Origin of the sequence: Empedobacter falsenii (assembly GCF_019308355.1) — a bacterium.
Taxonomy (GTDB): Bacteria; Bacteroidota; Bacteroidia; order Flavobacteriales; family Weeksellaceae; genus Empedobacter; species Empedobacter falsenii_B.
In genome coordinates this window covers 53,681-66,178 of the sequence record NZ_JAAGKM010000006.1, presented here as the reverse complement: position 1 = coordinate 66,178, position 12,498 = coordinate 53,681, and the positions used below count along the sequence as shown (strand labels likewise).

Here is a 12,498-nt window from a genome sequence, read left to right as displayed (position 1 = left end):
TTTGGATAAAATAAAGACTTTAAAAGATACTAAACTTTATGAAGTATTTACTACCAGTGGTTTAACTTTCATATTTAGAATACTGGGTATGGGGCTAAGCTTCTTAATTATAAGAATTATAGCTAAAAATTTTGGTATAGAAATATTTGGAAGTTTCTCTATTATTCAAACCATTGTAAATATTTTATTAATTGTTTTTACACTCGGAATACAGAATACTTTATTAATTGAATTTAACAGACAAAAACTTGATAGTGATAGTCTTTTTTCTTTTGTTAATCATTCTTTTAAACTTGTATTCTATTTCATATTAATACCATCTATATTATTATTTTTTTTAGCAGATTTTTTAGCAGAAATTTTCAATGATATAAGTTTAACAGATAGTTTTAGATTATTAGGACTTTTATTATTTCCAGTTTTAGCGCACGACATTATTGTGTATTATTTTATAGCTATAAAAAATTATTTCAAATTTGGTTTTTTTATGTTTTTTCTACCAAATTTTCTATTTCTAATTTCATTATTTTTTTTACAAAACGAGTATAAAAGTATTACCAATATTAGTCTTGTTTATCTATTAAGTTATTTCATTACGTTTTGTATAGAATATATAAGTATTTATATAAAATCTCAAAAAAATAACACACACACTCCCAAATACCAAAATATTCTCAAAACCTCTTTACCTATGATGTTTAGTTGGTTAATGCTTTATTTATTAAGTTGGACAGATGTTATTTTATTAGGAATTATGTCAGATACAAAAGAAGTTGGAGAATATAATTTAGCCTACAAAATAGGCTCGCTTTTATTGATTTTTCTTAGCACTTACACGGCAGTAGCATTACCTAAAATGTCTGAATATTTTGAAAAAAAGGAGAACTTATTACTTAAAAAATATCTTAAAAAATCAAGTATGGGAGTAACACTAGTTACCTTACCTTTTTTCTTACTATTAATATTTTTTGGTAAATATATCATTACTTTTTTTGGAGAAGCAAATAATAATACCTTACAAATTTTAATCATCATATCAATCTCAAGTATGTTAAGTGTATTTTTTGGTTGTGTAGATCAAATTTTAAACATCTCTAATAATCAAAATACACTACTTAAAATAAATCTTTTTTACTTTATTGCGAATATTGTTCTTAATATTATTTTGATTAACAATTACGGCGCATTAGGTTCTGCAATAGCAACATTAATAATTACCATATTAATGAAGATAACTTGCGTATTTTTTATTAATAAAAAACTTGGTTTTTTCCCAATCGGAATTTAAAATGGAAAAAGATTTGTCAATAATCATTGTAAATTACAATGGAAAAAAATATTTTGAAGAGTGTATCCAATCAATACAAAATAAAATATCCTCTATTAATTACGAAATTATTGTTTTTGATAACAATTCTAATGATGATAGTATTGCATATCTAAACAATAGATTTCCTGAAATTATTACTATAAAATCTGAAAAAAATTTAGGTTTTGGATTAGGAAATAATGAGGCGATTAAGCATGCTAAAGCAGATACTATCCTTCTACTAAATAACGACACCATTATTTTAGATGATTTTTCTGAACTAATTAATTTCGTAAAAAGTAATCCTAAAGCTGGTGCTATCGGAATAAACATGTTGGATAAAAATAAATCATATTTAATTCCTGGAGGAAAGTTTCCAAATATCAATTCTTGTTTCAAAATTAAAAACGGAGCTTATTCAGGTGATTTTCAAACTGGTAACTTTACTAATCCATATTATAAAGTAGATTGGAATGGAGGTTCATTTATGCTTATGAGAAAAGAAATCTTTGAAAACGTTAATGGATTTGACAAAGACTATTTTATGTATGTTGAGGATGTAGATTTATGTAAAAAAATAACTGAAAAAGGTTATCAAAATTATTTTTTTTCACAATATGCATACATCCATTTTGTAGGATTTAATCCTAAAAAAAATCCTCTACTTATTAAAGGCTATCGTACATATTTATCCAAACACACTCATGGTTTAAATTACGTACTTTGTTCTATAGCTTTAACCATAAACAGTTTAGTGAAAAACATCAAATTAATTATTTCTAAATAATGACGATTTCTAAACAAAAATATTATTCTATTCTACTTATATTACTCATATTAATTCAACTATATATTGGGTCGTATAAAATGATCTTTGTTTTAGAGCTTATTCTGTTAATACAATATATAATTACAGAAAAAATTGTATTACATACGAAATTCATAAAAATTATAGGATTTCTATTAAGTTTTGTCTTATTGGGCTTTGTTGGTACTTTAATCTATGACTATTCTTTTATTGATATTATTAAAGATTTTATTTTCTTCCTTAAGCCAATTTTGGGAATAATCTTAGGATATTTATATGCAAGAAAAATTGATAATACTTCTTATTTTGCTAAAGTAATCATTTACTTAGGTGTAGCTTGTGCCTTAATTCACTTCTCTATAGTTTTTATTACATCTGATTTAAGAAGCGTTTCTTCAATGAGAGAAATAACAAGAGATAATTTTATTGAATGTTTTAGCTTTGTTTTCTTACTATTTTATCATTATTTTTTCAAAAAATCATTTACTAACAATAAGCTATTAAGTATTATTATATTCTGTATTCTAAGCTTTTCAATCTTTTTATATTTCTCCCGATTAATGTTCATTATAGTTATTTTAGTATCGCTAGGAGCATTAGGATTAACTCGATTAAACAAATTTAATCTTACAGTTATTATTGCATTATTCTTTTCAGTTATAGGCTTATTTTACTATCTAAATAATACTCCTATTAACAGAAATGCAAAAGGATTCGACGGCTTTTTGTTTAAAATTAAAATGAGTCAGTCCGAAATTTATCAATCAAAAGTTAGGATAGATGATCATCGAAAGCTTTGGGATCATTGGCGTGCTTACGAAGCCTTAAGATCAATACAATTAATCGAAAGTAAACCTGAGACTATCATTTTTGGTAATGGATTTGGTTCTCTAGTTAATCTCAAATTTCATGCTCCTTTAGATGGTACTAAAAAAGGAATGAAATATATTTCTCATACGCATAATGGCTACACATTTATCCTTTACAAATTAGGTGTTTTTGCATTAATTGCTTACTTATTTTTTATTTTCAGACTTTATTGGGTTGCTCAAAAAAACAACACATTCGAAGCAAAGTTTATTTCTGTTTTAGCTATTATTTATTTTTTTACAACACTTACAATAACTGGTATATACAATCAAAAAGATAATATGATTATTATTTTAGGATGTTTACTTTTCTTCTATTTTAATGCAAATAAAAAGTCATCTGCAGAAGTTGACCAAGCATAATTGACTTCTATTTCAGATTTTATTTTTTCTACATTTGATTGATTATTCAAAATGAAATCATCAAAGCATTGTTGAATATTTTTGTCTTCAAAATTGATTAAATATGGTTTAAAAAAGGTAAAATCATTCATAGCGGTCATGTTATTACACAAAACAGGAATTTTTGCAGCTGCAGCTTCTATTGGTGGAATACCAAACCCCTCATAAAGAGATGGATAAATAAAGAAAGAGGCGCTTCTGTAAAAATCAATCAAATCTTCTTGCGGAATTTGTTCAATGTAAACCACCTTATTTTTTATTTCTTCAGGGATTTTATCATAATATTCATCTAAAGAATTAGATTCTAATGATTTTTTTCCAACAAACACTATTGTAAAATTTTCGTAAATAGATGGGTTATTAGAAAACAATTGCAACAGTTGTAGTTGATTTTTACGTGGTTCTACTCTACTCACATACAAGATAAAATTTTTCAATCCATATTTTTTTGAAATTTTATCTTCTATATTAGTTTTATCATAATTTTCTAAAAATTTTTCGTTTACGCCATTTGTTGTAACAAAAATTTTCTGTTCTGATAAATGAAAATGTTTAGCAATTTGTCTTTTAGAATAATTAGAAACCGTCAATAAAATATCTGTTTTTTTTGCACTCCATTTAAATAAAATTGTTCTTGAAATTCTATACAATAAAGGAAATTGATTTGGATAATCTATAAAAAGAATATCATGAATTGTGTTGATATATCGACAGTTTTTATTCAACTTTCTAAATGGTATGATGTATTGAAAATGCATATAATCATATGATAAAGATAGTTTCGGTAATTCTCCAAACATTCTTTTCCATCGATTTTTTTCTTCAAATTTGTATAAAAATATATTGTCAAATTCTGCAAACTCATTTTCAATCTCAGGTGTAACATCTATAACTCCAAAAGTTATCAGAATATCCTTTCTTTTTTTAGCTACCTCTTTGTAAAGCTCTACAATATATGTCCTTGTTCCTTGGTATTCTTTATTCAACAAATAGGCGTCAACAAATATTTTCATAAATAAATTTCAATAAAAGTACTACTTCTTTCAATAAACTATTTTCAAATACGTTTATTATAAAGAATTTAGAATATTTTAGATTCGAATATACATCATTTATGAAAATTGCCATTTTAGGAACAAGAGGAATTCCAAATTATCACGGTGGATTTGAACAATTTGCAGAATTTTTTGCTGTTTATTTAGCCAATCAAGGAGAAGATGTTTATGTTTACAACTCTTCTTTACACCCGTATAAAAAAAATACTTTTAACGGAGTTAAATTAATTCACTGCAAAGATCCTGAAGATAAAATGGGAACAGCAGGACAGTTTATATATGATTTGAATTGTATTTTAGACGCTCGTAAACGAAGTTTTGATATTATTTTACAGTTAGGTTATACAAGTAGTACTATTTGGTGGTGGTTAATGCCTAAAAAAGCGAAAATTGTAACCAATATGGATGGTTTAGAATGGAAGCGAAGTAAATATTCGAAAAAAGTTCAAAATTTCTTAAAATATGCTGAAAAATTAGGCGCTATACATTCTGATCATTTAATAGCAGATTCTTTAGGTATACAAACGTATCTGAAAAATAAGTACAATAAAAGTTCTACTTATATTGCTTATGGTGCAGATAACTTTACAAATCCAGATGAAGCTATTCTAAAAAAATATAACATCGAAAAAGAAAAATACAGTCTTTTAATTGCACGATTTGAGCCTGAAAATAATCTTGAAATGATTCTTGATGGAGTAACTTCTTCTTCAAAAAAAGAAACTTTTTTAGTTATTGGAAAGCATGAAACACCTTACGGAGAATTCTTGAAAGAAAAGTATAAAGCCTTTTCTAACATTATTTTTACAGGAGGAATTTATAATTTTGATGAATTAAACAATATTCGTTATTATTCACGTTTATATTTTCATGGACATTCTGTAGGAGGGACAAATCCATCTCTGTTAGAAGCCATGGCTTCTAATTGTCTAATTTGTGCAAATGATAACGAATTTAACAAAGGTGTTCTAAAAGAAAATGCATTTTACTTTTCTAATGCAAATCATGTAAAAGAATTATATAACAATTTAGAAAAGAAAAATGAATTGGAAAAAATTAATCAAAATAGAACAGCAATTTCTACAGAATTTAGTTGGAATATTATTAATCAGAAATATTATAATTTACTTAAAGAAGTTGAATAAATGTCAAAATATAGCATATCGCAAATGTTATCAATAATAAATAAATACTCTTCCAACATAAGCTTTTTACATACAATAAGTATTTCATTACTATTAGCTTCATTGCCTTTACCATTTGCATTTATTAATATTACATTCGGTTTGTTCTTTGTACTAACGCTATTAAATTATAAACAGCTTTATTTCAAATTTTCTTTTGCCTTGTTAATTCCTGTTTTATATTATTTACTTTGTGTAATATCATTAATATGGACAATAGAGATTAAAGAAACAATTAAGTATCTCTCGAAAGGACTTTTCTTTATTGCATTGCCTCTCCTATTTTCTTTTTTACCAAAATTTAATCGTACAAAAAGGGAAACAATTTTTAATAATTATAGCTATTTAATGGTCATTGCCACTATTTTTTATCTATGTAGAGCATTTTATCGATTTATTATAACCGGAGAATCACATCATTTTTTTTACCACGATTTAGTCACATTAGAGGTAAATGCCATTTATATATCATTGTTTATCTCCTTTGCATTCATCAATCTATTTATCAAAAAAAATAAAAAATGGTATGATATTGTTAGTGTAATTTTACTCTTTTCTTTCTTAATTTTATTGTCATCTAAAAATGTAATTGTCATTACATTGTTAGCTACTTTGCTTAGTTTCTTCTATACAAAATCTATCTTCAAAAAGAAAAACATCATCATTATTAGTGGTGCATTTATCTTATTAATGATTCCATTGAGTTCTAAAATAAAAGAACGATTTGATTTAGAAATTCAAAATACAACTCAAAATGAAACACTTGAAAATGGAATTATTAATGTTTCTCTAAAAAATGCTTGGGAACAAAAAGATTTTGGACCAGAATATTATTTTAATGGAACTGCTTTTCGATTGTATCAAGCTCGATTATTCAAAGAGTTTTTGAATGAATACCCTATATTTTGGAAAGGTTTTGGAGCTTCTGCTGGACAGGGTAAAATTGTACAAAAACAACAAGAAAATCATTTAGTTGACTATTATGGTACATTAAATTTTCATAACCAATACATACAATCTTTTGCAGAATTGGGTATTTTTGGATTGATATTATTAATGCTGATGGTTAGTTACAATTGGATAAAAGCGTTAAAATATAATGATTTTGTCTTTCTATTTTATGCGATTCTAACAACCTCAATTATGTTTACAGAATCTCTATTTCATAGACAAAGAGGTATTGTATTTTTCATATTATTGTATTGTATTTTTCACAGAACGAATCAAAATAAAAAAATCACTTCAATCCAAATTTGAGTGATTTTTGTTTATTTTAAATTGCGTTTTCGTCTCCTTTTATCACTAACATAATGGTTTGATAAATAATTTGTATATCTAATAAATACGACCAATTGCGCACGTAATATACATCTGTTCTAATACGTTTTTCCATGTCCTCATCAGAATCAATAGCTCCTCGATAACCTTTTACTTGAGAAAGACCTGTAATACCTGGTTTTACATAATGTCTCAAGTTATATTTTTCTATAATTTCTTTATAATAACTATCTTGAGAAATCATATGAGGGCGAGGGCCAACAATAGACATATCACCTAATAATACATTTATAAATTGTGGCATTTCATCTAAAGAAGTTTTTCTAAGAAAAGAACCTACCTTCGTAATTCTAGCATCATTACGAACAGTCGCTTTTATAGAATTTAATTTAGATTGACGCATTGTCCTAAACTTAATACAATCAAATTCATTCCCATTTAGTCCATTTCTTTTCTGTATAAAAAATATAGGTCCTTTAGAATCCAATAAAACAAAAATGGAAATAACCGGTATTAACCAACTCAAAATAAATATACAGATAAATAATGCAAAAACTTTATCAAAACAAAATTTAACAAATTGATTATATGATAAATCCAATGGAAATCTCTTTACTTCTAATATCGGTAATGTATCAATATAGTCTATTTTCAAATTTGTAAAATTATTATAAATAGAATATGGAATATAGTTTAACTCAATATGATTTTGTTCTGCTAAAATTGATATTTTACGGTAAACATTTTTATCAATTGTACCAAATTGAGAAATAAAAATTTGATGAATATCATTTTCTACAATAAAATCTTCTACATCTTCATTATCATAGAAAAGTCTATCATTTTTCAAATAAAATTTAGTTCCGTAAGAAAAATTACCCGAAAGTTTAAATCCAAGCTCTTTTCTTAATTCAATAATTTCGACAAATTTTTTAGTATTAATATTCTCATCAACAATCAAAATATTCATCAAATCTTCACCAGATTTATGTCTAGATCGTTTATAAAAAAACATAAACAATCGAAAACTAATCATTAAAACTAAGAGTATTGAAATGTAAATTAATCCCAAGTAAAATGACATCAGATCATACTCTTTCAATCCAGAAATTGCAAATAAAATGATTGAAAAATAAATCAATTGAAGAAAAACTCTTTTTATATTTTTGATTAGTTTCGTTTTCCTAGAGTCTTCATATAATTTTATGTTTTGAGCAATAACAAACCACGAAATTAATAATAATATCAATGCTTTGTAATGTGCTTCAAAAACTTCTATATAAGAAGGTATATGCATCAAAGGAAGATGCTCTTTGGGGTAAAAATATATATACTGAAGCCGAACAAATATGAGAAAAAAACTGATTACACAAATGAAATCAAACATTTGTGGTACAAAATACAAAAACCAGTTTCTTTTTCTATACATAGTATCTTTATTTTAAATTATTTAGCAGATTCTGAACTATATAATTTATTTAAAGATTTTTTTAATTCATCATTACTAATGATGAACGGATCATAAACATTGTTCTGATCTATTTTTAAATTAAATGATAAAGTAACTGGATTATATTCAATACTTGGGTTATTAGCAAAGAACTTTCCAACTACATCTTTATTCTCTATTTTAAATTCATTTTCATTAAATCTAAAATTAACTTCTTTAATAGTAGCTGAAGTTTGTGCTGGATTTGATCCTAAATCAATGCGAATAAAACTTGGTTTTGCTCCATCTGGAATTTCAAAAACAATTTTCTGTAACACTTGTTGACCAAAAACTGGAATATGAAGAGATTTTTTCTCATCAAATTGATCAGAATTAGAATAAAACAATTGATAAGTATCATTTGTAGGAAATACCCCTTCTAATGTTACTACTAAACCTTTTGTCGAATCTTTTTCTACTTCTTCAGTTTCTGACAAATCATTTCTTCCTCCTTTTTTGTCACCACAAGAAGATAATGTTAAAAACAAAGAAATTAATAAAGTGCTTAATAAAATTTTTTTCATACTTAATACAATAATTGGATTGTTTTGTTGATAAAACGCAAAACTTTTCCATTTGTTATACAATCAGCTTTATTTATATTTTTTACATTTCCCAACTAATTTATTCCGTAAATTTGTTCTCATATTTTAATCTAAATTATTTGAACTATGTTCCTCGAAAATACCTTTAATCATAACAAAAAAAGTGGATGGATAGAAGTCATCTGTGGCTCAATGTTTTCTGGTAAAACCGAAGAACTTATACGCCGTCTAAAACGTGCCGAATTTGCCAAGCAACGTGTCGAAATCTTCAAACCTACGGTAGATACGCGTTATGCTGACCGAGAAGTCGTTTCGCACAATCAAAATTCTATTACATCAACGCCGGTTGAATATTCTTCAGCAATTTTATTATTGGCTGATGATTGCGATGTGGTAGGAATTGATGAGGCACAATTTTTTGATGACGGTATTGTAGACGTAGCCAATCAATTGGCGAATGAAGGCAAACGCGTTATTGTTGCTGGTTTGGATATGGATTTCAAAGGTCGTCCTTTTGGTCCAATGCCCAATTTAATGGCGACTGCCGAGTATGTAACAAAAGTGCATGCAATCTGCGTTCGTACAGGAAATTTAGCCAATTATTCGCACCGAAAAATTGACAGTGATCGCCTTGTAGAGCTTGGCGAAGTACTAGAATACGAACCATTAAGCCGAGTTGCTTTCTGGGAAGAACATAACAAACACAAAGTTGAAAACTTATAATCTAAATCAAATTGCAAGTATCATCAACGGTACTTTGATTGGAAATGGAGACGAAATCATCGATCAAATTTTCTTTGATTCGCGCATGATTGTCAATCCAACTCACGGAATTTTCTTTGCTTTTCACGGAAACCAAAAAGACGGGCATTTGTATTTGCAAGACGCTTATCAAAGAGGAATTCGAAATTTTGTCGTGGAAAAAGCGTTGACAAATTTGCCTCATGCAAATTTTATCGAGGTCGAAAATCCACTACTTGCTTTACAAAATTGGGCAAAAATTCATCGCAAACAATTTCATTTTCCTGTGATCGGAATTACCGGTTCCAATGGAAAAACGATTGTTAAAGAATGGTTGAATCAATTGTTATGGAAAAAATTCTCGATTGTTCGTAGTCCAAAAAGTTACAATTCTCAATTCGGAGCAGCACTTTCTGTTTTGCAAATGGAAGAGAAAAACGATTTGGGTATTTTCGAAGCTGGAATTTCGATGCCAAATGAAATGCAAAATCTCGAAGAAATTATTCAACCTACAATTGGTGTGTTGACAAAAATCGGAGAAGCGCATTTAGAGAATTTCAAAAATCAAGATGAATTGATTCAAGAAAAACTGAAACTATTTTCTCATGTTGATAAATTAGTTTTCAATATCGAAAATGAAAAAGTACATCAAGCTATTCTTGAAAACGCTCATTTAGCACAAATAGATAAATATACATATGGTTACTCCAATTCTGCCACTGTACAAATCAAGCAAATACAAAGTAATCAAACTAATACACAAATTTCTATTTTACATAATCAAGAAGAATTCACCTATTCGATTCCTTTTATCGATGATGCTTCGATTAAAAATAGTTTAATTTGCTTAACAACTTTAATTAGTTTAAATATTGATTATAAACAACTTAAAAACGAATTTAGTCAACTTCTACCAATCGAAATGCGTTTGGAAATTAAAGAAGCGATTAATCATTCAATTTTAATTAATGATACCTTCAATTCTGATCTAAATTCATTAAAAATTGGTTTAAATGTGTTAAATCAACAACCACGCGACAAAAAATCGTTAGTGTTGACAGATATTTTACAAAGTAACTTATCTGACCACGATTTATATCAACAAGCTGCCGATTTAGTGAATCCTTATCATTTTGATGAAATCGTTTTGATTGGTGAAAAAATTTCGCAGTTCAAAAATTTGTTTCAATCGTATGTTCGTTCATTTAATTCGACTGAAGAATTCTTAGAACAGTTCAAACATCAAAATGTCGACAACGAAGCTATTTTATTAAAAGGTGCTCGTCCGTTCAAATTAGAAAAAATCTCGAATGAATTAGAAACACGTTCCAACGATTCTGTTCTCGAAATTAATTTACAACACCTTATCGAGAATATAAATGTGTACCGTTCGTTGCTAAAACCTACCACAAAATTGATGTGCATGGTGAAAGCGAACAGTTATGGAACGGGAAGTTTTGAGGTGGCAAATACCTTACAAAATAACGGTGTCGATTTCTTGGGCGTAGCGATTGCAGATGAAGGAAAAGAATTGCGCGAAGCTGGAATTACCGTTCCAATCATCGTGATGAATCCGGAACAAAGTAGTTATTCTACGGTTATCGATTATCAGTTGGAGCCGGAGATCTATAGTTTGCGCGTCTTGAAACTATTTATTCAGAAACTACAAGAAAAACAGATTTCTTCGCCTTATCCAATTCACCTAAAAATGGAAACAGGTATGAATCGTCTTGGTTTTCATGAAGATGATTTCGAAGAGCTAATTGCCATTCTAAAAGATAATTCACATGTCTATGTTCGTTCAATTTTCACGCATTTAGCAACTGCTGATATGCCTGAGGAGGAAGATTATGCAAGATACCAATTGAATCGTTTTGATAACAGTTATGCGGCAATTACAACTGCATTAAACATAAAACCAATCAAACATGCGTTAAATTCTCCTGGAATTGTAGCATATGGAGAGCATCAATATGACATGGTTCGCTTAGGAATCGGGATGTATGGCTACTCTGAATATACCGATTTTATGGAGAAATATTTGAAACCTGTTGTGCGTTTCAAAACGGTAATTTCTCAGATTTCTGAGATTGAAAAAGGCGAAACTGTAAGTTATGGTCGTCGTTTTACAGCGGAGCGTCATACCAAAATTGCAACATTACCTGTTGGTTATGCAGACGGTATTCGTCGTTCGCTTGGTTATGGAATAGGAAAAGTTGGTATCAATGGACATTTAGCTACAATTACCGGAACCATTTGTATGGATATGATGATGGTTGATGTTACCGATATTCCATGTAAAGAAGGTGATGAAGTGACTATTTTTGGTGATTCACCAACAATTGCTGACGTTACCGAATGGTTAGGAACAATTCCTTATGAAGTCTTGACTTCGGTTTCCCAACGAATAAAACGCGTTTATTACAAAGAATAATATACAGAAAGAGTTACTGAAAAGTAGCTCTTTTTTTGTATTTTTCAAAAAAATAAATGGATAAAATAATTAGATTAATTGAAGAGTATAATAATTCTGATGATTCATTAAACAATGAATTTGAATTAGAGATATCTACTGAACAAATCTTAAACCATTTAGATAATTTCATCTTATATGACGACGATTATCCAACAGAAATTTATGATTCATATCCACTTTCTGCTTCACAAATAGAAAAATTAAAGCCTTTTCTAAAAGTAAATAAAGCTTTTTTTCCCGACTTTTCGAAATTTTCATATCATTTAAGTTGTTATGAAAATAATGTTGAATAGTTAAAGTATCAATTCTACAACTTAGATTCAAAATTGCTATCTTTATTCC

11 protein-coding genes are annotated in these 12,498 nt (G+C 27.8%); 8 read left to right on the top strand and 3 right to left on the bottom strand.

Annotated elements, in window-relative coordinates; genetic code table 11:
- Position 1: 1 nt before the first annotated feature.
- The 3 genes from G0Q09_RS04480 (at position 2) to G0Q09_RS04470 (ending at position 3,349) form a co-directional block, all read left to right on the top strand.
- The gene (locus G0Q09_RS04480) at positions 2-1,288 is read left to right on the top strand and encodes an oligosaccharide flippase family protein (RefSeq protein WP_219034105.1); all 1,287 of its coding nucleotides are present in this window, start codon (positions 2-4) and stop codon (positions 1,286-1,288) included.
- 1 nt (position 1,289) lies between these two features.
- Positions 1,290-2,096 carry a glycosyltransferase family 2 protein gene (locus G0Q09_RS04475; RefSeq protein WP_219034104.1) on the top strand — a complete coding sequence of 269 codons (807 nt, stop codon included), beginning with the start codon at positions 1,290-1,292 and terminating at the stop codon, positions 2,094-2,096.
- Between the two features lie 80 nt (positions 2,097-2,176).
- Positions 2,177-3,349 carry an O-antigen ligase family protein gene (locus G0Q09_RS04470; protein ID WP_171622942.1) on the top strand — a complete coding sequence of 391 codons (1,173 nt, stop codon included), beginning with the start codon at positions 2,177-2,179 and terminating at the stop codon, positions 3,347-3,349.
- Here G0Q09_RS04470 and G0Q09_RS04465 read toward each other — a convergent pair.
- Positions 3,301-4,401 (bottom strand): glycosyltransferase family 4 protein, encoded by a 1,101-nt coding sequence (locus G0Q09_RS04465; RefSeq protein WP_171622941.1) that lies wholly within the window; start codon positions 4,399-4,401, stop codon positions 3,301-3,303. The two genes, G0Q09_RS04470 and G0Q09_RS04465, sit on opposite strands and share 49 nt — an antisense overlap.
- Positions 4,402-4,502: 101 nt before the next feature.
- Here G0Q09_RS04465 and G0Q09_RS04460 point away from each other — a divergent pair, with 101 nt between their 5' ends.
- Entirely contained in the window at positions 4,503-5,588 is a 1,086-nt protein-coding gene (locus tag G0Q09_RS04460) for a DUF1972 domain-containing protein (protein WP_219034103.1), read from the top strand.
- Entirely contained in the window at positions 5,589-6,884 is a 1,296-nt protein-coding gene (locus G0Q09_RS15175; protein ID WP_371875728.1) for an O-antigen ligase family protein, read from the top strand.
- A gap of 16 nt (positions 6,885-6,900) precedes the next feature.
- Here the strand turns inward: G0Q09_RS15175 and G0Q09_RS04450 are convergent, their stop codons facing one another.
- Entirely contained in the window at positions 6,901-8,292 is a 1,392-nt protein-coding gene (locus G0Q09_RS04450) for an exopolysaccharide biosynthesis polyprenyl glycosylphosphotransferase (RefSeq protein WP_257468061.1), read from the bottom strand.
- 59 nt (positions 8,293-8,351) lie between these two features.
- Complete coding sequence (locus tag G0Q09_RS04445) at positions 8,352-8,918, bottom strand: hypothetical protein (protein ID WP_219034100.1); 567 nt, start codon at positions 8,916-8,918, stop codon at positions 8,352-8,354.
- Positions 8,919-9,065: 147 nt separating this feature from the next.
- Here G0Q09_RS04445 and G0Q09_RS04440 point away from each other — a divergent pair, with 147 nt between their 5' ends.
- Genes G0Q09_RS04440 through G0Q09_RS04430 form a run of 3 tightly spaced genes read left to right on the top strand, consistent with a single transcriptional unit; the run spans position 9,066 to position 12,449 of the window.
- Complete coding sequence (locus G0Q09_RS04440; protein ID WP_219034099.1) at positions 9,066-9,662, top strand: thymidine kinase; 597 nt, start codon at positions 9,066-9,068, stop codon at positions 9,660-9,662.
- Entirely contained in the window at positions 9,649-12,114 is a 2,466-nt protein-coding gene (locus tag G0Q09_RS04435; protein ID WP_219034098.1) for a bifunctional UDP-N-acetylmuramoyl-tripeptide:D-alanyl-D-alanine ligase/alanine racemase, read from the top strand. The genes G0Q09_RS04440 and G0Q09_RS04435 overlap by 14 nt, the downstream gene beginning before the upstream one ends.
- A gap of 56 nt (positions 12,115-12,170) precedes the next feature.
- Complete coding sequence (locus G0Q09_RS04430; protein ID WP_114998585.1) at positions 12,171-12,449, top strand: DUF7683 domain-containing protein; 279 nt, start codon at positions 12,171-12,173, stop codon at positions 12,447-12,449.
- The last annotated feature ends 49 nt before the right edge of the window (positions 12,450-12,498 follow it).

Bases quoted from the DNA above. Each gene is read 5' to 3' on its own strand.
- G0Q09_RS04475 (WP_219034104.1), top strand. From the start codon at position 1,290: ATGGAAAAAGATTTGTCAATAATCATTGTAAATTACAATGGAAAAAAA.
- G0Q09_RS04470 (WP_171622942.1), top strand. From the start codon at position 2,177: ATGATCTTTGTTTTAGAGCTTATTCTGTTAATACAATATATAATTACA.
- G0Q09_RS04465 (WP_171622941.1), bottom strand. From the start codon at position 4,401: ATGAAAATATTTGTTGACGCCTATTTGTTGAATAAAGAATACCAAGGA.
- G0Q09_RS04460 (WP_219034103.1), top strand. From the start codon at position 4,503: ATGAAAATTGCCATTTTAGGAACAAGAGGAATTCCAAATTATCACGGT.
- G0Q09_RS15175 (WP_371875728.1), top strand. From the start codon at position 5,589: ATGTCAAAATATAGCATATCGCAAATGTTATCAATAATAAATAAATAC.
- G0Q09_RS04450 (WP_257468061.1), bottom strand. From the start codon at position 8,292: ATGTTTGATTTCATTTGTGTAATCAGTTTTTTTCTCATATTTGTTCGG.
- G0Q09_RS04445 (WP_219034100.1), bottom strand. From the start codon at position 8,918: ATGAAAAAAATTTTATTAAGCACTTTATTAATTTCTTTGTTTTTAACA.
- G0Q09_RS04440 (WP_219034099.1), top strand. From the start codon at position 9,066: ATGTTCCTCGAAAATACCTTTAATCATAACAAAAAAAGTGGATGGATA.
- G0Q09_RS04430 (WP_114998585.1), top strand. From the start codon at position 12,171: ATGGATAAAATAATTAGATTAATTGAAGAGTATAATAATTCTGATGAT.